Below are 21,526 nucleotides of genomic sequence, written 5' to 3'. Positions count from 1 at the left end.
AGTGCGTTCAGCCGTCCAACGCGCGTTCCACGGCGTCCAAGAACCGGCGCGTGCTGGCACCGGGAGTGGTGTCCCCGAAGTGATGGTGAATCAGGTCAAGCTGGGCCTGGCCAACGGGACGGGACAGCAGGTCGCCAATGATGTGTGGGGCACGCCCGGCGTCTTCCGCCTTCAAAAGTGGCACGGCGCCCGCTACGCCATTCTGGTCGACTGCGGCGGCCGGATCGACGGGTCGGGTGAGCAGAAGGGGCTTTCGCCGCGGCAGCCAGTCCATGGCCATAGCAGAAAGGTCGCAGACGCATACATCCGCCTCAGCCATAGCGACGGTGAAATCCGGTCGCCGGTCCACGTAGTGCCCGGCGCCCGGGGTCCGCCTTCCGGCGTCCTCTATCAGGGCGCTGATGTCCTTGGCGGCGGCCCGGTGCGCCGGCACCCGGACGCCCGTGCGTGGATGCGGCCGGAAGATCAGCCGGTACTGTGGGTCGGCCAGGATGGCCTCCACCATCCCGACTCCGTGAGACAACAACGACCCATACGCCATGGCCGGCCGGTCGCCTTCCCACGTGGGCGCGTAGAGCACTGTAATGCGATTGCTGACGGTAGTACCGGCCCTGTCGCGCTTGCCGTCACGGTCCTCTGTTTCGGGCGCCGCGCTGTCCAATTGGGGACGCCCGACCTCGACCAACTTTGCCGGGTCCATCCGCCGGACGCTGCCCATAATGCGGTCGCGCGAGGCCTGCCCGGCGATGAAGGCGTAGTCGTAAGCCTTGAGCTGGTTGGAGGCCATGGAGATCTTGTCACTCTCGCCGTGGCTGAGGTGGACGTGGACCTGCTCGGTCAGGCGGAGGACCGTGAAGTTGTCTCTGTTGTTGTTGACGTAAAAGACCAGATGCACGCTCTTGTCCTGAATGAACTTCTCCACTTGGTCGATTCCCTGGGCCAGGAAGATCGGGAGCGGTGAGTCCTTAAGCAGTTCGGCGGCCGTGGTGGGCCGGTGCACCAGCAAGGCCACCCGGTGTGTGCGGGCGAGCCGGGCCAGAGGAGCGAACCATTGCCGGAGCTGATAGGCGCTGGAAGGCTCGTCCGCAAAGTAGACCACGCAGTCGAAGCGCGTAGGGCCGGCGGAGTTCGCTGAATCCAACTGCGCCCGGACGCTTCTCCCAACCACGGCGTTGGTGGCGTGGTTCCCGACGAACTTAAGCGCGCGACGGGCGGTGGCGGTGAATGGCACTAAGCACTCCTGTAGCGGTCGGGAGCTTACAGCCTATCGAAACCGCCGGGCGCGGCACGGCCTTTTATCCAGCTTTTTGTCAGGCTTGGGTTGCTAAACTGTATCGACTCTTGCCCCGGGGACTGGGACTCATTACGGTTCGCCAACCGCGGGGCTGCTTATGTTGCCGGATGAAAGGATCCGATGATCGCCGGACTGCGCGGAACTCTCGCTCGGGTGTTGCCGCAGCCAGCTGTCCAAGGACTCTTTGACCTTCGCCACGGCAGGACCTCCTTTCAGCGCCGCGCCGCCGACGCCTGGCGCTCAGCTCAGACTCGGCGGGTGATGGTCGGTATTGACGCCGACGTCGTTCCAGCCTCTGTCCGCGGGCGGACAGTCCTGACTAAACCTGTGCGCCGTTTTTGTGCGAACGACGTGGCCATGTCCAACCGACAGTTAGTCGTGGCGGCAGCGCAGGAAGCCGGCGTCAGCTTCGGCGAAGAAGCCGATGGCCCGCATGGCGGTACAAGAATCAGCGTGGCGTCGTCGGATTTGCCAGCCCTGCTGGAAGCGGTGCGCCGAAGCGCCTCCGGGCGGCCCGTCTACGGAGCCACAGATGGCCAACGGCCTCAGCTTGCCCGCGACGCCGCCCTCGTTGCCCAGCGGGACGTGACCTTTTTCGAGTATGAATCGGCGGACTCGCAGGTGCTGGCCGACGAGCGCCTCGGATGCACAGTAGTTGTAGCGCAGGCCACGACGGGCGTCCACAACCCGATCACAGAGTTCACCGAGCCGGTGGATCTCGTCTACACCTGGGTGGACGGCGCCGACCCTCAGTGGCGGATTGCTCGGGACGAGGCCTGGGCCAGCGTCCACCCGGGCGAACTGAACGAGTTCGCTGGCAATGAGGAACGGTTCCGCACCCACGACGAACTGCGGTACTCTCTGCGGTCGGTGGACTACTTCGCCCCTTGGGCAAACCACATCTACCTCCTCACCGCAGGGCAGGTGCCGGAATGGCTGGATACCGCCAACCCGCGGATCACCGTGGTGGACCACAGCGACGTCTTTGCCGACTTGGACGCACTGCCCACATTCAACTCCCACGCGATTGAGGCCCAGTTGCACCGCATTCCTGGCCTGAGCGAACATTTCCTGTATTTAAACGACGACGTGTTCTTCGGCCGCCCGGTGACGCCGAACCTGTTCTTCCATGGCAACGGCATCGCCAAGTTTTTCTTATCCGAGCAGCGCGTCGGGGACGGCCCGGCAGGACCCGGGGACCTGCCGGTGGACAGCGCCGCGAAACGGAACCGGGCCCTGATCGAGGAGAAGTTCGGCAAGAGCCCCATCTACAAGTTCAAGCACGCGGCCCACGCCCAACGGGTAAGCACCTTGAGGCGGCTTGAGCAGGACTTCGAAACCGTTCACTCGGCGACGTCTCACGCGCGTTTCCGCACGCCTGCGGACATCTCAATACCGTCGTCACTGGCGCACTACTATGGCTATGGCATTGCTGTGGCCGTTCCCGGAGAGATCGCCTACCGCTATTGCGATATCGGTGAAGCCAGTGCCCAGGCGAAACTGCTGCGGCTGCTGCGGGACAGGGACGCCGACGTCTTTTGCCTCAACGAAGTCGGCGCCGCCGCCATCGACCGCCATGAGCAGGAACTGATGGTCCAGCGGTTCCTCCAGTCTTATTTCCCGGTTCCCAGCTCTTTTGAAGTAGGAATGTAATGCCGAATCCCCAGTCGGTCCTAATGCGGGCCAAGGCGAAGGCCGAGCGACTCCTCGACCCGCGTTCCTCCGCTGCACGCCGCGAATTGCACCGGCTCTCGGTCGGCCAGTCTGGCTCGGAACTGCGAGTTGGGTTCACCCTCGCGCCGGAACTGGTGCCCCGCGCCCTATGGGCCGGCAGCGGCGAGGGCGCCGTGCGGTTGACAGCGGTCGAAGCGTTGCCCGGGGCCGAGACGAGGGAGGGGCGGGACTACCAAGCCTCGGTGGGGCTTGAACCGCTCGCCGCCCACACGCCGGCCTCCTCGTACGGTGAAGAGGGTGCTGCGCTTCGGCTGTTCGTCGAGGTCGAGGCAGAAGCAGCGAACCTGCCCCGATATGGTCGCGACATTCGGCCGACGGCAGAGGCAGCGGAAGCAGGAAAAATGCACGGCGCCGTAGTCGAAGGGGCTGTTGCCGGGGAAACAGGCCAGGACTTCGCGGACTTCCGGGCTGCGTTGGAAGCCGGCATCATCGGACCCGCCCTTCGTTACCGTGCTTGGATTCCGGTCGGCAGGTTTTTGGAGACAGTGGTGGGGCAGTTCCATGCTGTCACGGCGGGGGAGTCGACGCTTGAACCCTACGTGAACCGGCAGGGTTATCTGAGCCTCGCGGTCAACCGCCCGTTGAAACCGTACAACGTCGTCTACGTCAAGAAGTTGTCCGTGGCGGGCGGCGAAGTGGAACTGACCGGACGTCTGGTGACTCGGCACGGCGAGGCCATCAGGGCGCAGCTGGTGCTGCTTGGCCGCCAGAGCGGTCGGAGTTACACCGCGCCGGCGGAGATAGCATTCGATGCCGAAGCTACGTCGCAGAAGTACGGCCTGCGCGAGTACTCGGTAGAAGCGCGGCTGGATCTGGCCCGCATCGCCCTGCAAGACCTTGCGGAGGACGACATTGTCGACCTCTGGCTTGAGGTCTGGGACCGGGTGGACGAGCAGCCGCATAGGGCGCGCATCGGCAAGACCCGGTACGTTACGCGCAAGCTCACCAGAGCCGGATGGCAACGGCGGGGAGCGAAGACCGTGTGCGTCACGCCTTATTACACCTTCAAGGCGAAGAACACCTCGCTGCTTGTGGAAATCCTCGATACCGAGGCTTTCGATTACTTGCAGCGCCGGACTCGGATCCCGTTCCGGAATCACCGCGGCTTCGTCGGCAAACCGGTGTGGGTCGTGGGGGAGCGGCCTTATAAGGCACAGGACACGGGGCTGGCCTTTTTCCGCTATCTGCGGCAAAACCATCCCGAAATCGACGCCTACTACGTCATCGACCCGTTGTCGCCCGAGGCCCGAAACCTGGAGGGGCTGGACCATGTGGTGGCCTACCGATCCAGGGAGCATGTCGAGGTAGCGCTGAAGGCAGAGCGTTTCATTGGCTCGCACCATCCAGACTTCCTGTATCCCACCCGGTTGCCGCAGTTCCACCGCGCCGTCGGCGGCGTCAAGGTGTTCTTGCAGCACGGTGTCATGGGGACCAAGTGGATGGTGCCCAACTACGGGAAAAAAGTCCGTGGCTTCGAAACCGACCTCTTCTTGGTCAGTTCCGAGCGGGAGAAGGAATACATTGTCAGCGACTTCGGGTATGCACCCAAAGACGTGAAAGTCACGGGATTGTCCCGCTTTGATGCGCTGTTCGCCGACGATGTCGAGGTCAAACGCAACCAAATATTGGTGATCCCCACGTGGCGGGACTGGCTGGCGGACCCGTCGCTGTTTCCCGAATCCGAGTACTTCCATGCATGGAAGGACCTCCTGGACGACCCACGGCTGCGGCGGCTTACCGAGGAGCACAACGCGGAGATCATCTTTTCGCTGCACCCCAACATGCAGAAGTTCAGGCATCATTTCGAGGACGCGCCGGTCCGCGTCATCTCCCAGGGTGAGGTGGATGTGCAGCACCTGCTCAAGGAGAGCGCCCTGCTGGTGACGGACTATTCCAGCGTAGGCTTCGACTTCAGTTTCCTGGAGAAGCCGGTGCTCTACTACCAGTTCGACCGTGAACGGTTCCTGGGCCCGCGGGGTTCGCACCTGGATTTGGATGAGGAGTTGCCGGGCCGGATTGCCTTCGATCGTGGGCGGCTGTTGGCCTATCTGGAAGAGGCGCTCGAAGCCGGCTGCGTTATGCCCGCCGACTACGTCCGCCGGGCGCAGCGGTTCCTCAAGTACCGCGACCAAGAGAATTGCCGGCGAATATTCGAGGCCGTCCGCAGCGCCAAGCCCGCGGAACCGAGGGTCCGCCGGCTGGTGGATCCGGAGATCTTTGAGCGGGCGATGGGTCGGTTCCGCCGTAGCCGGTACTACTTCCCGGCAATGCAGCGGATGTTCAAGCTGGTGTCCAGGACCGCCTTGGACAAGGACCTGATCATCTTTGAAAGCGGCTTGGGGAAGCAGTACGCGGACAGTCCTCGGTACATCTACGAGGAACTCCTTCGCCGGGGGGACACACGTCGCAAGGTCTGGGTGTATGACAAGAAGCTGCCCACGTCGGACGCGCACACCCGCGTGGTCAGACGTCTCTCGCCGGAGTACTACTGGTACTTGGCCAAGGCTAAGTACTGGGTGAACAACCAGAACTTTCCGCACTACCTGCGCCGCCGCAGGGACGCGGTGTTCATTCAAACTTGGCACGGCACCCCGTTGAAGCGCATGCTCCATGACATAGACGAGGTCTACGGGCGCGCGGACGACTACCTGCAGCGCGTCTCGCAGGCGGTCAAGCAGTGGAGCGTTCTGCTGTCTCCAAGCCCCTACGCCACCGCAGCGTTCCGCAGCGCCTTCCGCTACGAAGGAAAGGTGCTGGAGGAGGGCTATCCGCGGAACGATGTTTTGGCACTCGGGAAGGACTCGGGCGCCGGTTTGGCGATCCGCGAGAAGCTGGGCATCCCTGCCGACCGGAAGGTGGTCCTGTACGCCCCGACGTTCCGGGACGATCAAAGTGCCGGGACCGGGCGCTTCAGCTTCGACTTGCCGCTGGACTTGGAGAAGTTCCACGAGCGCTTCGGATCGGACACCGTGTTGTTGCTCCGCATGCATGTGCTGGTCAGCAGCAGGCTGGAGATCCCCGAGAGCGCCAGCGAGAGCGTCTACGACGTTTCGGCGTACCCAGAGATCCAGGAACTGCACCTGGCCAGCGACGTTCTGGTCACCGACTACTCCTCGGTGTTCTTCGACTTCGCTATCCTGCAGCGGCCGATCGTGTTCTACGCGTACGACCTTGAGCGGTACCGCGATACCTTGCGGGGCTTCTATCTGGACTACGGCACGGAACTGCCCGGCCCCGTGGTCCAGACCGAAGACGCACTCTTTGCTGCGATCGATGCAGCACAAACACCCGACCCCCAGCGCCAGGCGAAGCTGGAGGCGTTCGCCGCCAAGTATGCCCCGAAGGACGACGGCAATGCGGCCCGTCGGGTGGTGGATCAACTCCTCTAAGGAGTCCAAAAGGAGAGGGCGACGGCGGATGCCGTCGCCCTCTCATTGCGGTGTTAGAGTCGGCCGACCGACTTGCGTGGCAGCAACCCTCCGTTGACGAACCGCGTGCCGTCGTAGCGCCACATGAACCCCGTCTTCGTGGTGGCGAGCAGGTCTACTTTCTTGTCCGAATTGAAGTCGCCGGGTCCAACAATCCGGTTGTAGATGTTCCAGCCGCTGCTGCCGATTTTCCGTTCGGGGGCGAACCAGCCGGAGGAGTTGGACTTCCGCCCGGCGAGGAGCCACAGCGTGCCGTCCGGTTTCCGGGCCACGATGTCGGCGGTGCCGTCGCCGTCATAGTCGCCAACGGCCGTCAGGTAGGAGTACCGTTGCCACCCGGCAGCGATGGTGGACGCCCTGCCGTGCTGGCCGTTGCCCGGACCTGCGTACAGCCGAACCGCACCGTCCGGACGTACCGCCAGCAGATCGGTGCGTCCGTCCCTGTTCACGTCTCCGACGCCCAGGAGGCGGGAAAACTGGTTCCAGCCGCCGTTGCCGATCTTGACGCGGCGTTTGTAGCCGTGGTCGCTGCTGTTGACCCTGCCGGTGCCTGCGTAGAACCACAGCGTGCCGTCCTTCTGCCGGGCCACCAGGTCGTTCTTGCCGTCCCGGTTGTAGTCGCCGACGCCGAACACGGTGCTGTAGATGTGCCAGCCGTATCCGATCCGGACCCGCGAGCCGTAACCGCCCTTGCCGTTGCCGGCCGCGAACCACAACTGTCCGTTGGGCTTGCGGCCGATCAGATCAGCCTTGCTATCCCCGTTGAAGTCGCCGGGGGTGATGATTTCGCTATAGCTGTCCCAGATGTCCGTTCCGGTGGCCACGCGGGGTTTCATGCCTGAGGAGTCTTTGAAATGGGTGCCGGCATAAAAACTCAGGGACTTGTCTGCACCGATTCCGAGCAGATCGTTTTTGCGGTCCCGATTGTTGTCCCAGACGCCGAGCACTGTGCTAAAGGTTTGCCACCCGGACGAACCGATCTTCTGCGCGCTGGTGAACAGACTTCCCATGGCTCCCGGTTTTGCGGTGCCCCGCAGCAGCCACAATGTGCCGTCCGGTTTACGGGCCACCAGATCGTTCTTACCGTCGCCGGTGAAGTCCCGGGGCGAAACCAGTTGGCTGTAGACCTGCCATCCGGAGGCCACCAGGATGCGACTGCCGACGCTGCCCGTTCCTGTGCCGGCGTAGAAGTACACGGACCCGTTGGAATGCTTGGCCAGCAGATCGGCACGCTTATCACCGTTGATGTCTCCAGTCCCGATAATGTCCGGATACTGGCCCCAGCCCGCGCTGCTGCCAATGCGCACACGGGGCTTGAAGGTGCCAGTGCCGGTTCCGGCATAGAACCACAGCGAACCATTGGTCTGCCGGGCCACCAGATCGGACCGACCGTCACCATTCAGGTCACCAACACCGATAAGCGAGTTGAAGATCTCCCACCCTCCGCCAATCTTCCGCGGAGTGGTGTAACCGCCGGATCCATTGCCCGGGTGGAACCAGAGTGAGCCGTCGGTGCGGCGGGAGAGCAGATCTCCGCGGCCGTCTCCATTGAGGTCGCCAGGTGCAGCGTAGTCCTGCTTGACGTTGGTGCTCTGACTGCTACTCGACCCAATGTTGTAGGCAAAGTTGCGCAGCGACGTCATGGAGCCGTTCCACACGTTGGAGTCGCCGGTGAAGGGCCCGGTGGAGCTGTACTGCCAGATGTCATACGAGGTCCAGCCCGCGGGCAGCCTCGGCTTGTCCAGTGTGTAGCCGGCGTAGGGATAGTGCGCAATGTGCAAGGGGTGGTTCTTGAACGCTGTGCTGTTGCCAGTGCACTTGTTCCACCAGTCTGCCGTCGTGTAAATCGCGGGCAGGCGGCCGGTCCGCGCTTTGATCGTGTTGGAGAAGTCCTTAATCCAAGCCACCATCTTGCTGGCGCTCATGCTGTAGCACGTGTTGCCCAGCTCCGGATAAGGGTTGTACTCGATGTCCAGAAGCGGAGGTAGCGTTTTACCGTCGGCGGACCAGCCACCGCCGTTGTCGACGAAGTAGTTCGCCTGCCGCGTGCCGGAGGAGACGTTGGGGATGGCGAAGTGGTAGGAGCCGCGAATCATCCCGACCTTGTAGGAACCGGTGTACTGGGACGTCCACCTCGGGTTCATATAGCTCAGAGCTTCGGTGGATTTCACGTACGCGAACCGGGCTCCGTAGTTCCATTCCGTCTGCCAGTTGACGCTCGGCTGGTGGCTGCTGACGTCAATGCCTTGAACACCCTGAGGTCGCCACATGTCTCGTTTATCGGCCGGCAGGGCGGCGGGTGCCGCTGCGGGCTGCATGGAAACGGTTCGTTCAATGTCCAAGACTTCCAGCTGCTGTTCCAGCTCTTCCTTGACTTCCGGCTCTTGCAACTCTTCCAACCGTTCGTCACGCTGTTGCAACCCTTGGCCCATTTCGGCGCCATGCTTGCCCTGCAACGCGGCCAGCAGTTCCAGCAGTTGTTGCTCGGACATTTCATCGACGGGGACCTCCACCTCCTTCTCAAGAGTGGATGGGTCCTTCGGCTCGGAGTCTGGCAGCGTCGCTGGCGTCGACTCAACCGGGGCAGGTTCGGACGGAGCCGATTCGGGAGGAGCCGGTTCGGAGGGGGAAATGGAAGGACGTGCTTGCTCCGTGTTGTCGGCGCTGGCATCCTCAGACGCACCGGGCGTCGGTGCCGCCAGCGTGTCAACCAGACTTTCGTCCACCGAGGAAAGTTGTTCCACCGGTGGCGGGGGCGTGCTGGCCTCTGCTGACGGAACGGGCCCTGTTGCCGTTGCCGGCGGCGCCGTGATCAGCCCGGAGATAGCGACCGACAGGACCGCCAGGCCGGTAGCAAACTTGGTGGCGCCTCGGTGGGCATTGGCGGATCGAAGGGGTATCAGGTGGCGAGTGCTCATAGCTTAGAACTCCGGTTGAGCCCTTCATAGCGGAGGGCCTTTAGCCCTGCTGCGCAGGGCTGTGACGGCAAAAGACGCTTCACCCTAACACCGGGGTTAAAAGAGTGACCAGAGTGACCTGCGGTGCAGTTTGAAAGTAACCAGAAATTTATCCAGCAGTTCGATGAAAGTCCCTCCGTCTTCAGAATCGGAACGCCGACAATGTCCCCCGAGGGTCCATTCCTCCAGTCGCACATAGTAGGGGGGGGCATAGAGGGTAGTAAGGCCGTTGACACGGGTGTTCCAGGAGGTCCAAACTGCTTCAACCTGCGAGGCGCCGACCGAACTGCAAATAGTTCCAGCCGCGCGGGAACTGGGGACAGCGGGTGGCAATATGGGGGCACACAACCACGCGTTGGTGGCTGCTGCCTTGCTCATGGCCCTTCTCATGCCGGGACCGGCTCCCCTAGGCGGCGACGTTGAAGCTGTGCACTTCTCTGCCCCGAATCTCATCTGCCGCCCAACTCGTACCGACGTGGTGCCGGACATTCGAGTCATGTCGTTCAATATCCACAACGGCTCGGACGACGAGGATGAATTGGACCTGGCAGCCATCGCCCGTGATATCCATGCCAGCGGGGCTGACATCATCGGACTGCAGGAAGTAGACCGGCATAAGTCCCGCAGCAAGTTTGTCGACCAGGCGGCATGGTTGGCCCGGCGTTTGGGCATGTACTTCGTATACGGAGTCAACGTGGAACGGCCACCGCGGGACGGGCAGAAGAAGCGCAGTCAGTACGGCACCGCCATTCTCAGCAAGTACAGGATCGTCAGTTCGCGAAATTATCTGCTCCGGAATATCCGTTATAAAGAGGATCCGTCCCAGCAGCGGGGCCTACTCGAGGCAGTCATCGACCTAGGCGGAGTGCAACTGAGGTTCTACAACACGCACTTGGACCATCGGCGAGCCGAGCAACGCAGGCTGCAGATCAATCAAGTCCTGGCGCTTGCCGGGGCATCGGACCTGCCCACCGTGCTGGCGGGCGACTTTAACACGGTCCCCGGAGCGCCCGAGATGCGGCAAGTCACGGCGAAGTTTATGGACACCTTCGCGGAGCGAGGCCACGGCACGGGCTTTAGCTTTCCAGCCGAGCGACCCTCTAGGCGCATCGATTACCTCCTGATCAGCGGTCAATTTCAGGTAGTGAGGGCGAGCGTTATGGACACGGACTCTTCCGATCATCGGCCAGTCGTCGCTGACTTGACCTGGCCGCATTGTGCTGTAGGCACCCCGGCTGTTGGACCGCAGCCGGTCTGGTTCTAGGGTTCCCAGTCGTTTCGCCCGCGTGGCCTTCCCCAGGACGGTGACAGCGCGTAAGGCTGCAGGCAGTCAGCCCTGTGTTAGGCTCACCGACATTACAGTGCCTGATTGAAGGTTCCATCCGGGGGAAAAGTTGAAAAAATCGCTCTATGCCAGAACTGCGGCCATCTGCCTGGCTGTTGTCATGGCATTCGTTGCCTCAGTGCCGGGGACGGCCTTGGCGGCCTCCGCTGCCCAGCCCGCCGTATCCGTTTCACCCTCCCCTCCGGCACCGAAAGCAGTCAAGATCACGCGTGGGTCCATCGGATTGCAGTACGTTGCCATCGTTAATGCCCATCGTTACACCGTGCGCTACAGCACCCGCTCTGATTTCCGTGATTCCTCTGTAGTGACAAAGTACAAAACGTGGAATTTGCGCGGTTTGAAAGACGCCACCACGTACTACATCCAGTTCCAGGCGCTGAACCGCGATGGGAAGCCAGTCAGCGGCTGGTCTGGAACTTTGAAGGCACGAACCCTGGCGTTCTTCCCAGGAGAATTCTCATCCATCAAGATCAAGCGGGGCCAGGACAAGATCACGGTGTCTTGGAACAAGACCGCGCACACGACGCACTACAGCGTCAAGGTGGCCGACAACTTGGCCATGACGCGCCACGTGCGAACGTTCCGAGATATTAAGGGCACTAGCTTTACCGTGGACCGGCTCAGTCACGGTTCCCGCTCCGGGATGCCGAACTTCGTCCGAATCTATGCGCATAACAAGGATGCGAAAACCCGCACGTCGAAGCGGTACACCACCTTTGCCGCGGCGCCCAAGGTCAAGGGCACCGAAAAGCTGTCCGTGGCGAGCTATAACCTCCTGTGTGCTCTCTGCAAGGGAGACCCGGGTGCGAATCCGCCAGCCTGGACCACCCGGGTCACCACCATCATGAAGACCATCTCGGCGAAGAAGCCGGACGTACTCCTCCTTCAGGAGGCGTCGAACTACAAGGTGCCCGGTACCAAGAAGACACAGTCGATGGTGGACTTCCGGAAGCGGTTGAAGAAGGCCGGCTACACAATGGACCGCGCCCCGGAGAAGCTGGGCAGTTCCCACTATTCAAATCGGATCGCGTATAACAGCAAGAAATACAAGCTGGTTAAGAAGGGGACGTTCGCGCTGCCCACTGCCGAGGGTGCGAACAAGCGCGGGGCCGCATGGGCGGTGCTGAAGTCCCGGAAGTCCGGCAAGCAGTTCTATGCGCTGTCCTTCCACGTTGATCCGAAGATTCCGCTGTCCGGCAAGGGTTCCAAGACCGAGACCATGCGATTGATTGACCGGAAGCTCGATGCGCGGAACACCAAAAACCTGCCGGTACTGATCGGCGGCGACATGAACAGCCACTATTACCAGCGACCCTCCAACATGCCCCACGAGACGATGATGGGGCTGGGGTGGACCGACGCGGCCTCGAGCGCTGTTAAGAAAAACTTCGCTTATTCAACTTTCAACGGCTATCACAAAAGAATGGAGACCTCGTGGTCGCGGATCGACTACATCTTCACAAAGAACATCCGCGGGACTCTTTCCTACGAGAATGTTGTCGACGTCGACAAAACGGGGCGGTTGCGGTCGGTCCCCGGCTCTGACCACAACATGGTGCTTGCGAAGGTTAAACTCCCCTAATTCTTGGGCCAGCCCTGTCTGGGGACTGCGGGGCGCTTGGGCCGCCCGTCGTCGCTGGCCGGTACCCGTCGGCTTGACAGCTAAGATGTTGAAGGCCCAGCTCCACCGACTCAAGGACTGAAATGCACGTCAATGACCAAGAATTTGTCTACCAGGGACTCTCGGTCACTTACAAATTTCGACGCGCGCTGCAGGACCGCCGGCACCTGCTTGTGGTCTTTTCGGGTGGGTTCGGCCCGAAAAGGGGCTACGACCTCAACGGGTCGGTGGTCGACGGCATCCGCACCGACATCCTATGGATCCGGGACACCTTTGACGGCGACTTCTCTTATTACATCCGCACACACCGGCGGGGAACGTTGGTTGCCGAGGCTGTCGCCGCTCTGATTGACAAGATCCGACTTGAACGCGGCCTCGAAAGGCACCACTGCACCTTGTTCGGGATCTCCAAGGGGGCCAGCGGGGCCTTGTACCACGCTCTGGCCAACGACTATCCGAACGTCATCGCGGTGTCTCCACGCATGAGGATCGGCAGCGGAAACCAACGGCTCAGGCCGGACATCCTCAAGCAAATGGTCGGCGATGCCACCGATGACGCTGTGGCGCAGTTAGACGACGTGCTGCCGTCCCTACTGATGAACGACCCCAACAGGACCCGGAACGTCTATCTGTTCACGTCGCCGTCCGATGGGCAGTATAAGACGGAGATCCTTCCGTATCTCGCGGAATACGAGCGCTACGAGAACTTCAACTTCATCTTGACCGACTCGCCACTGGTACAGCGACACCGGGACGTTGCTTCGTACAACATTCCGCTACTGCTTGCCACGATAGCCGCGCTCGGAGAGGGCGCAGTTCCGCGTTACGGGCAGGTGCGGAACGGAATCAGGGCCTTCGAGTCGTCCGTGCCTCAACCGTCCCTCGCGGCGGTGCGGGAACGGCACGAGACGGTGTGCATGTTGACGTCTCTGACTCTTCGGGACAATCGGTTTTATCCAGAAGGGCTCCTCTTTGTTAAGGGTCAGAGCACTAGGGGGCCCGGACAGCTGTCCCGCAAGCTGGTCCTCGCCTCAGATAAACGCCGCAAGACCTACGGCCTGGAGAGTGTTCCGGACGACAAGTTAAGCCGGACTTACTTCGAGAATGAATTCTGCGACTACTCTCGTGGCAGGTTCGCCACCCGGAAACGCAGCGGCATCGACGTTTCCGCGCTGCCTCCAGGGCGCTACTCGCTCGGCCTGATACTTGGGCAGGGCGGCGAGTCCGTAACCGTCGATGCCGTACGGGCAGAGCCTCAGGATGCCGCGCTAGTGAGCGGAAAACATCTCGTGCGGCTGCACTCGACGGGGACCACCGTGGAATTGTACAAAGGATCGGTCCTGGACGAGGAAGTGCCGGGCAGTCTCTTCGAAATGGGCTCATCCTGGGCCCGCGGTAACAGGGTGCATCTGGAGGGCAGCTATGTGCTGCCGGGCTTTCGGAGCCCCCGGCGCAATGATGTCCGTTACTACCTTGTCCTCGCCAAGGCCGGGTCCCGCACCGCGGTGGTTTCGTATCAACTCGCCACGAGCCGCAAGGATTTCGACGGGGGGAAGCTGGGCGATCCGCTGGGCAACTACGGGTTCACATGCTTCGGGACGCCTTCGGGGGCTGGTCTCGAATTGAACAACGTCGGCTCTGGTGAATACGACCTTTATGTCACCGCCGTGGCCGGCAGCGTCGCGTCCTCGCACGCCGCAGGTTTGCGCCTCACCATTACGGGTGTCCAAGACGACGCCGAGTGTCGGCTACAGGCAACCAAGCCAGTGCCAGGAGGCAGACTGGCTGCGGCTTGGGTGGCCGGGAACAGCCCGCGTCTGGCGCGCAGGATCCGTCGCGATCTTGGCCGGGTTAAGCGACGAATCCTCTCGGTCAAGCGCTAGACGGGAGCTGGCGGAGAGCCCGCCCTCGCAAGATCGCTCTCCAACCGGTCAACCGGTCCAGTCCGGTGTTACGCAGACTGGGTTCCCGCTCCAGCAGGTCAGGGCTTTCTTCTAGGTGGCTTCCAGCCGCCCTGGCGGTGAGGGGCCAGAGCGGGGTGCCACCCTTTCTGCGGAAATTCTCCAGTGGATTAAAGAGGGCTGTTGTCCTAAAGCAGCCGCAGGAGTAGTGTGCGGGCACTATCGCATCTTGGGGTTGCGTGCTGATTCGGGGGAATCATGAAGAGCCTATTTTCTGCTGCCGCAATACTTTCTCTTTCGCTGGGTTTGGTCGTATCACCACCCTCTTTGCCGCAGGCCAGCGCGGCTACCGCAACACTGGCAATTGCCGACGGCGGACCGGGAACCGCTGCAAAGGCAACGGCTCAGTTCAGCCCGGCGGTTCCGGGTCAGGCTGCCAAACTGCAAGCAAAAACGATCGTCACCTCCATGACGACTGAAGTCACGTCCTCGACGTGGAAGACGGTTGCCACCGGGACACAGGATTCGAATGGGAAGGTGAACTTCACCATCGCCAATCCGCTGGAACTCAAGCACCAGTACCGGGCGGTGACCGGCGCTGGCAGTACCGAAGCGGTCTCCAGCACCGTCAAATATGTGGCCAAGACTCCCTTTAGGAAGCTCGGGCTCCCGGCAGTTTCCCTTAACACCAACGAGGGCAATTCGATCAACACCCGCAGCCGCTATTTCGAAGGCCGCTTTGCCATTAAAGCTGGTCCCGGCTGCTCCGCCGTTTCGTCGCAGTTGGCGGCAGCCAAGGGGCGGGGTAACTCCTCCTGGACCTTCGACAAAAAGTCGTACACGGTCAAACTCGACAAGAAGGTCGACCTGTGCGGGCTGGGTGCCAGCAAGAAATGGGCTCTGGTTGCCAACCACTACGACAAGTCGCTGCTGCGCAACTCCCTTGCCGGCTATATCGGTTCGAAGATGACCAAGCTGGCGTGGACCCCTAAATCCAAGCCGGTTGATCTCTATGTGAACGGGTCCTACCGCGGTTCGTATTTGTTGATCGAGCGGATAGCAGTTACCGATCCGGCGAAGAAGAAGCCCGGGGAGGCGGTCCGGGTCAGCGTGCCCGAGTTGGATTCGAGTTCGACCAACAACACCGGCGGCTATGTCCTCGAGTGGGACTTCCGCAAAGGGGCGGATCACAACGTGACCGTCGGTAAACACGGCTATGTGGGCATCAAGGAACCCGAAAACGATTATGGCGAAGCCGGCAAGGACACCGGAAAGGGCATCACGCCGGCGCAGGTTAAATATATTGACGGGTATCTTGCTGCCGCGGACAAGGCGCTGTTCGGCAAGAGTTTCAAGTCCTCGACCAAAGGCTGGCGAAAATATATCGATCAGCGTTCGGCCGTCGACTACTACATCGCCATGGAACTCATGAAGCCGCTCGACGGCAACATGTTCGCGAGTGTCTACATGTACAAGAAGCCCAATGGGAAGCTGTATTTTGGACCCCTGTGGGACTTCGACATGTCGGCCGGGAACGCAAACAAGGCCGGCAGGCTCGACAACACCAACACCTGGTACCTACGCGATCCGCTAAAGATCTCGTCGCGCCAGTCGGCGGAGACTTGGTTCAACCGGCTGAATGACGATCCCGAGTTCCGGAAGGCTGTCAGCAAACGTTGGACGCAGGTCCACGCCTCGCTGAAGAAGAGCGATTCATTCCTGGCCAGCCAAAGCAAGCTCATCTCGAAATCCGCCGCGGCGAACTTCAAGAAGTGGAACGTCAAGGAAAAGCTCCGCAACTACCACATCGTCAAGGGCACCTGGTCGAAGGAAGTCAGCTACCTGCGCAGTTGGGTGAAGAGCCGGATCAGTTGGATGAACAGCCAGTATAGGTAGCCGGCACATGCTCGGGTCTCTTCGTCCGGCAGCGCCTCGAGGTAGGCAAAAGCCGGAATGGCTCCCGCGGCCGGGCGTCCGGCGCCCAGCCGCGGGAAGGGACGTGCTACTGGCCGGTTACGGCCTCGCCGCCGCCATCTGACGGTCCGCCCTGCTCGGCTGGGGCAGGTTCCGGCGTCTCTTCCGGCGCCGGGGCCTGAGTCGATTCCGGGGCAGGCTCGGCGGTCTGGCCCGTTGCCGGTGCCGGGGCCTGGCCCTGTTCGGTGCCGTTCGATTCGGTGATTCCCGGCTCTTCGGCTTCGGTTGAGCTGGTGCCGTCCACTGCGGGATCATCCGTCGCCGCAGTGTCGTCGGTTGCACCGTCTTCGGTCTTCGCGGGGGCGTCGTCCTGTTTGGCGGGTTTGTCCGTTTGTTCCGCTGCCTCCTTGCCGCCCAGGGAGCCGAGGGTCGTCTTATAGGCGCTCGATGCACGGTCGATCCCTGTGGCAGACGAGACCAGGCTGGAGATCGGCTGGCTGGTGCCGAATTCGACCGCGGTAATGCCGATCATCGCGATAGCGAAAGCCGCCGTGCTGGCCAGTCCAACCTTGAGCCACGTCATCGGCGTGATGGGCTTCTTGGCGCGTTTGTCCTTCCGTCTGGTCGGCTCGGCCTGCGGTTCGATCGCCTCGGATGGGGCGCTGGCGGCCACCTCTTCGACTTCCCGCAGGGCGCGCACCCGAGCCTTGGGGATTTTCTTCATGGCCACAGTGGCGGCGGAGCTCAGCGTCCGGGCGTAGAGCGCAGCGCCCACCGTGGCGACGATGGAACCAATCGCGGCGCCGATCAGCGTTCCGGCGACGCCGAGAAAGGAACCTACCAGTGCGGAGGTCACCGCGGCCATCGCCGAGCCTATAGTCTGGGTGCCACTTAGCCCGAGCGCTTTGGGCTTCTTGTCGTCGGCAGCGGAGTCGTCAGCCATATGTCGTACCTAGTTCAATCAGGGGATTATTACGGATAGGTAACGATACCTGTATCCGACCGGTTCCCAGGACCGTCGTGAATATTTGAGACGCTGCTCACTTGGAGCGCCGGGATGTGGTTTTAGTGGGCCCAGGATGTGGTTTCGGCGGGCCGTTGTGCGGAACGGCGGCTTGCCTCGTCTTGGTGGCCCGTCTCCGGTTGGTGCCCCGGCACCTGGATCGGCGGGCAAGGACAGAAATCTGCCGTCATAGTCTTATTGCGCCCCGGACAGGAATCGAACCTGCGACCAAGAGATTAGAAGGCTCCTGCTCTATCCGCTGAGCTACCGAGGCTGGCGGTTTCGGCCCGGGCCGCTGCGCACGCGTCCGGCTCGGGACAAATCCAGGATTTACTCTATCAAGCCGTCCAGTGCCCGGGAGGCGGTGAAGAGGGTCTGTTCGAACAGTTCGGCATACGTGTCCAGGGTCAGCTGGGCGGAGGAATGGCCGGCGATCCGCTGCGCCAGCTTGACGTCCTTGGTGGAGTGCAGGATCAGGCTGACGGCGGTGTGGCGCAGGTCGTGGAACGTGGGGGCCGGGTCCAGCCCGGCCCCGGCGGCAGCGGGGCGCAGCACGCGGGCGGCGAAGTTCGAGTGGTGCAGCCGTCCGCCGGGAACCCCGCCGCGGCCGGGGGAGCGGAACAGCAGTCCCTCGGCCGGCCGGGCGCCGAGCACCATGGCGGCGACCTTGTCCGGAACCGGGACGGTGCGCGTGCCGCCGTTCTTGGTGTTGGGCGACGGCGCGCCGGCGTCGCCCTCCTTCCAGGAGCGCAGCACCTCCAGCAGCCAGCCGTCGGGCGTGCTGCGGAAGTCCCGGGCGTGCAGCGCGGTGATCTCTCCCCAGCGCAGTCCGGTGGTCCCGGCGAGCATGATGAGATCTGTCCACGGCGCACAATGTCCGGCGAGGTCCTGGAGTTCCGGCATCGACAAATAAATGCGCCGCTTCTCCACCGGGGCGCGGGGCACGTAGCCGGCCCGGCCGGTGGCATCGGTGGCCGGGTTCTCGGGCAGCAGTTCCAGGTAGACGCTGTGGCGCATCAGCCGGATGAACATCAGCGCCACCCGGCGGCGGGTGTTGTTGCCGGACTGGCCGCGGCTGCCGGCCTGCAGGCCGGCGATCCACTCGCCGACGTCGCGCCAGTGCACCTGGTCCACCGGCGTGGACGACCAGCGCGGCGCGATGTGCCGGTGCCAGTTCTTCCGGTAATTGGCCGCCGTGCTGGCCGCGATGGGCCGGCCGCGCAGCCCCTGCGTGGTCAGCAGCCGCATCCAGTCGGCGTACAGCGCGCCGACCGTTATGTCCCGCGCCCGGGGTGCCGTTCCGGGACCGGCCGCGGCGGGGCGGGCACGGCCCCGGTAGCCGCGGCGCCCATGGGTGCGGGAAGAGATTGGATCCACGCCTAGAGGCTAGGGCCAGCGGGCCGGCCCCTGGCTCCCGGCCTCCTCCGTTGTGGACAACCCGGTGCCGTGCCGAGTGCGCCTACACACCCGGGCGCCGGCAAAGAGCCGTCCACAGCCGGGCCGGGGCCGCTTTTGCCCGCCGTCCGGCTTGGGCAGAGTGGCTGCTGCCGGCGGCACCGCCGGCTTGGAGGAGATCGGAGGCAGGAGATGAGCGACTACATCACGGTCCGCGGCGTGCTCGGCACGGAGGTGCAGCGGAAGCGGACCAAGAAGGGGGACGCGGTGGCGGAGTTCAGGCTGGCGTCGTCCGGGGATTGGCTGAACCGCGACACCGGCGAATGGGTCAAAGGAGTGACCAACTGGTACACGGTCCAGGCCTTCCGCGGCTTGGCGGAAAACCTGTGGCGGAGCCTGGCCAAGGGCGATCCGGTGGTGGTCACCGGCAAGCTGAAGCTGCGCCAGTGGGAGTTGCAGGACGGCCGCCGCGGCACCTCCCCGGAGATCGACGCGGATTCCATCGGGCATGACCTGCGCCGCGGCACCGCGGAATTCATCAAGAACTGGTCGGCAGCGCCAACGGGCGCGGCGCCGGACGGCACGGATGCGCCGCACCGGCGCTCCCTGGACTACCGGTCGATGGCCTTGGCGGATCCGGATCCGGCTGCTTCCGTCCCGGACGCGGAAGCAGGCAACCTCCAGGAAACGGTCCAGCCGGCCATGGCGGCAGCGGCGGAGGAGGCTGCCGGCGGCGACCGGGAAAGCGGGGAGGATTTGCCGATGGCCAGCTGAGCAGTCCGTGGCGGGCGGCGGGCCGCCTGCCCGTCACGGGATTGCAGTTGTCCTGAATGTGTGATCGCGGGGCGCACCGACTAGCCTTGAGGGCATGGCGGAATTCATTTACACGATGACCAAGGCCCGCAAGGCCGTTGGCGACAAAGTCATTCTGGACGACGTGAGCATGTCGTTCTTCCCCGGCGCCAAGATCGGCGTCGTCGGCCCCAACGGCGCGGGCAAGTCCACGATCCTGAAGATCATGGCCGGGCTGGACACCCCGTCCAACGGCGAGGCGCGGCTGAGCCCCGGCTACACGGTCGGCATCCTGCTGCAGGAACCGCCGCTGAACGAGGAAAAGACCGTCCTGGGCAACGTCCAGGAAGGCGTCGGCGAGATCTACGGGAAGATCCAGCGCTTCAACGAGATCTCCGAAGAGATGGCCAGCCCGGACGCCGACTACGATGCGCTGCTGGAAGAGATGGGCAAGCTGCAGGAGGCCATCGACGCCGCCGACGCCTGGGACATCGACTCGCAGCTGGAGCAGGCCATGGACGCGCTGCGCTGCCCGCCGGGCGACGCCGACGTGACCGTGCTCTCGGGCGGCGAGCGGCGCCGGGTGGCGCTGTGCAAGCTGCTGCTGCAGAAGCCGGACCTGCTGCTGCTCGACGAGCCCACCAACCACCTGGACGCCGAAAGCGTGCTGTGGCTCGAACAGCACCTGAAGTCCTACCCGGGCGCCGTCCTCGCCGTGACCCACGACCGGTACTTCCTGGACCACGTGGCCGAATGGATCGCCGAAGTGGACCGCGGGCACCTCTACCCGTACGAGGGCAACTACTCCACCTACCTGGAAAAGAAGCGCTCCCGCCTCGAAATCCAGGGCAAAAAAGACGCCAAGCAGGCCAAGCGGCTGGCCGAGGAGCTGGACTGGGTCCGCTCCAACGCCAAGGGCCGGCAGACCAAGTCCAAGGCCCGTCTGGCCCGCTACGAGGAAATGGCGGCAGAGGCGGAGCGCACGCGGAAACTGGACTTCGAGGAAATCCAGATCCCGCCGGGACCGCGGCTGGGCCAGCAGGTCATCGAGACCACGGACCTGCGCAAGGGGTTCGGCGACCGCGAGCTGATCAACGGCCTGTCCTTCTCGCTCCCGCGCAACGGCATCGTCGGTGTGATCGGCCCCAACGGCGTCGGCAAGACCACGCTGTTCAAGACCATCGTGGGCCTTGAGCCGCTGGACGACGGGGAGCTGAAGATCGGCGATTCCGTCAAGATCTCCTACGTGGACCAGTCCCGCGGCGGCATCGACCCGAACAAGACGCTGTGGGAGGTCGTCTCCGACGGCCTGGACCACATCCAGGTGGGCCAGGTCGAAATGCCGTCCCGCGCGTATGTCTCCGCCTTCGGGTTCAAGGGCCCAGACCAGCAGAAGAAGGCCGGCGTGCTCTCCGGCGGTGAGCGCAACCGGCTGAACCTGGCGCTGACCCTGAAGCAGGGCGGCAACCTGCTGCTGCTCGACGAGCCGACCAACGACCTGGACGTCGAGACGCTGTCCAGCCTGGAAAACGCGCTGCTGGAATTTCCCGGCTGCGCCGTGGTGGTCTCGCACGACCGTTGGTTCCTGGACCGGGTGGCCACCCACATCCTGGCCTACGAGGGCACCGACGAAGAACCCGCGAACTGGTACTGGTTCGAGGGCAACTTCGACTCCTACGAGCAGAACAAGGTGGAACGGCTGGGCCCGGACGCGGCCAAGCCGCACCGCGTGACGCACCGCCGCCTGACCCGCGACTGACGGTAGGTCCAGACTGCTGCGGGCGGCTCCCGGTTCCGGGGGCCGCCCGCTGCATTTTGGCCGTCGGGGGGAGGGGGAGAGCCGGCCCGGCCGCCTGTCCGCACTGAAGAGTTGGTGCAATAGCGCCTGCGGATCCGGCCGAAAGCCGCTTCCTCAGTTCGTCGCCTTCTGTACACCGGCCGGCCACTTGGCCAGCGCCGGTGCTTCACCGTTTGACCATAGCGTGAGGTGGTCATCGAGTCAGCGGTACAGAAAGAGCTACATTGACCACGCAAGCTATGCCTTCCAATATTCCCGCCGGTGCGCCGGCTCCCGTCGCGATCGGTGATGTGCAGGTCGGTGCCGGGCAGCCGGTCTATGTGATCGGCGAGATCGGGATCAAT

12 protein-coding genes and 1 tRNA gene are annotated in these 21,526 nt (G+C 63.2%); 8 read left to right on the top strand and 5 right to left on the bottom strand.

Annotated elements, in window-relative coordinates; translation table 11 throughout:
* Window positions 1-7 precede the first annotated feature (7 nt).
* Entirely contained in the window at window positions 8-1,231 is a 1,224-nt protein-coding gene (locus ACMX2H_RS07610) for a CDP-glycerol glycerophosphotransferase family protein (RefSeq protein ID WP_414959927.1), read from the bottom strand.
* Window positions 1,232-1,651: 420 nt separating this feature from the next.
* Here ACMX2H_RS07610 and ACMX2H_RS07605 point away from each other — a divergent pair, with 420 nt between their 5' ends.
* Window positions 1,652-2,947: a stealth family protein gene (locus tag ACMX2H_RS07605; RefSeq protein WP_414959926.1), complete on the top strand. Its 1,296-nt coding sequence runs from the start codon at window positions 1,652-1,654 to the stop codon at window positions 2,945-2,947.
* Complete coding sequence (locus ACMX2H_RS07600; protein ID WP_414959925.1) at window positions 2,947-6,417, top strand: CDP-glycerol glycerophosphotransferase family protein; 3,471 nt, start codon at window positions 2,947-2,949, stop codon at window positions 6,415-6,417. Before ACMX2H_RS07605 ends, ACMX2H_RS07600 begins: the two co-directional genes overlap by 1 nt.
* A gap of 53 nt (window positions 6,418-6,470) precedes the next feature.
* Here the strand turns inward: ACMX2H_RS07600 and ACMX2H_RS07595 are convergent, their stop codons facing one another.
* Window positions 6,471-8,969, bottom strand: coding sequence for a GH25 family lysozyme (locus tag ACMX2H_RS07595; protein WP_414959924.1), 2,499 nt, complete (start codon window positions 8,967-8,969; stop codon window positions 6,471-6,473).
* A gap of 940 nt (window positions 8,970-9,909) precedes the next feature.
* Here ACMX2H_RS07595 and ACMX2H_RS07590 point away from each other — a divergent pair.
* The 4 genes from ACMX2H_RS07590 (at window position 9,910) to ACMX2H_RS07575 (ending at window position 16,176) form a co-directional block, all read left to right on the top strand.
* On the top strand, window positions 9,910-10,677 hold the full coding sequence (locus tag ACMX2H_RS07590; protein WP_414959923.1) for an endonuclease/exonuclease/phosphatase family protein: 768 nt from the start codon (window positions 9,910-9,912) through the stop codon (window positions 10,675-10,677).
* Between the two features lie 181 nt (window positions 10,678-10,858).
* A complete protein-coding gene (locus ACMX2H_RS07585; RefSeq protein ID WP_414959922.1) occupies window positions 10,859-12,340 on the top strand; it encodes an endonuclease/exonuclease/phosphatase family protein in 1,482 nt (493 codons plus the stop codon).
* A gap of 122 nt (window positions 12,341-12,462) precedes the next feature.
* Window positions 12,463-14,262 carry a hypothetical protein gene (locus ACMX2H_RS07580; RefSeq protein ID WP_414959921.1) on the top strand — a complete coding sequence of 600 codons (1,800 nt, stop codon included), beginning with the start codon at window positions 12,463-12,465 and terminating at the stop codon, window positions 14,260-14,262.
* A 276-nt stretch (window positions 14,263-14,538) separates the two neighbouring features.
* A complete protein-coding gene (locus ACMX2H_RS07575) occupies window positions 14,539-16,176 on the top strand; it encodes a CotH kinase family protein (protein WP_414959920.1) in 1,638 nt (545 codons plus the stop codon).
* 106 nt (window positions 16,177-16,282) lie between these two features.
* Here ACMX2H_RS07575 and ACMX2H_RS07570 read toward each other — a convergent pair whose 3' ends face one another.
* The 3 genes from ACMX2H_RS07570 to ACMX2H_RS07560 form a co-directional block, all read right to left on the bottom strand.
* Window positions 16,283-17,137 carry a hypothetical protein gene (locus tag ACMX2H_RS07570; RefSeq protein ID WP_414959919.1) on the bottom strand — a complete coding sequence of 285 codons (855 nt, stop codon included), beginning with the start codon at window positions 17,135-17,137 and terminating at the stop codon, window positions 16,283-16,285.
* A 261-nt stretch (window positions 17,138-17,398) separates the two neighbouring features.
* Window positions 17,399-17,471: transfer RNA gene (locus ACMX2H_RS07565), tRNA-Arg, on the bottom strand.
* A 56-nt stretch (window positions 17,472-17,527) separates the two neighbouring features.
* Complete coding sequence (locus tag ACMX2H_RS07560; RefSeq protein ID WP_414959918.1) at window positions 17,528-18,574, bottom strand: tyrosine-type recombinase/integrase; 1,047 nt, start codon at window positions 18,572-18,574, stop codon at window positions 17,528-17,530.
* Window positions 18,575-18,784: 210 nt separating this feature from the next.
* Between ACMX2H_RS07560 and ACMX2H_RS07555 the strand changes: the two genes are divergently transcribed.
* Window positions 18,785-19,366, top strand: a complete 582-nt coding sequence (locus ACMX2H_RS07555) for a single-stranded DNA-binding protein (protein ID WP_414959917.1) — start codon at window positions 18,785-18,787, stop codon at window positions 19,364-19,366.
* A 94-nt stretch (window positions 19,367-19,460) separates the two neighbouring features.
* Window positions 19,461-21,143: an energy-dependent translational throttle protein EttA gene (ettA, locus tag ACMX2H_RS07550; RefSeq protein ID WP_414959916.1), complete on the top strand. Its 1,683-nt coding sequence runs from the start codon at window positions 19,461-19,463 to the stop codon at window positions 21,141-21,143.
* The last annotated feature ends 383 nt before the right edge of the window (window positions 21,144-21,526 follow it).

Origin of the sequence: Arthrobacter sulfonylureivorans (assembly GCF_047607445.1) — a bacterium.
GTDB lineage: Bacteria > Actinomycetota > Actinomycetes > Actinomycetales > Micrococcaceae > Crystallibacter > Crystallibacter sulfonylureivorans_A.
Note: the sequence above shows the minus strand (reverse complement) of the source record. Positions and strands in the feature narration are given on the sequence as shown.

What these genes read in the sequence shown, in the direction of transcription:
- ACMX2H_RS07605 (WP_414959926.1), top strand. Translation starts at nt 1,652, where the DNA reads ATGTCCAACCGACAGTTAGTCGTGGCGGCAGCGCAGGAAGCCGGCGTC.
- ACMX2H_RS07600 (WP_414959925.1), top strand. Translation starts at nt 2,947, where the DNA reads ATGCCGAATCCCCAGTCGGTCCTAATGCGGGCCAAGGCGAAGGCCGAG.
- ACMX2H_RS07590 (WP_414959923.1), top strand. Translation starts at nt 9,910, where the DNA reads ATGTCGTTCAATATCCACAACGGCTCGGACGACGAGGATGAATTGGAC.
- ACMX2H_RS07585 (WP_414959922.1), top strand. Translation starts at nt 10,859, where the DNA reads ATGGCATTCGTTGCCTCAGTGCCGGGGACGGCCTTGGCGGCCTCCGCT.
- ACMX2H_RS07580 (WP_414959921.1), top strand. Translation starts at nt 12,463, where the DNA reads ATGCACGTCAATGACCAAGAATTTGTCTACCAGGGACTCTCGGTCACT.
- ACMX2H_RS07575 (WP_414959920.1), top strand. Translation starts at nt 14,539, where the DNA reads ATGAAGAGCCTATTTTCTGCTGCCGCAATACTTTCTCTTTCGCTGGGT.
- ACMX2H_RS07570 (WP_414959919.1), bottom strand. Translation starts at nt 17,137, where the DNA reads ATGGCTGACGACTCCGCTGCCGACGACAAGAAGCCCAAAGCGCTCGGG.
- ACMX2H_RS07555 (WP_414959917.1), top strand. Translation starts at nt 18,785, where the DNA reads ATGAGCGACTACATCACGGTCCGCGGCGTGCTCGGCACGGAGGTGCAG.
- ettA (WP_414959916.1), top strand. Translation starts at nt 19,461, where the DNA reads ATGGCGGAATTCATTTACACGATGACCAAGGCCCGCAAGGCCGTTGGC.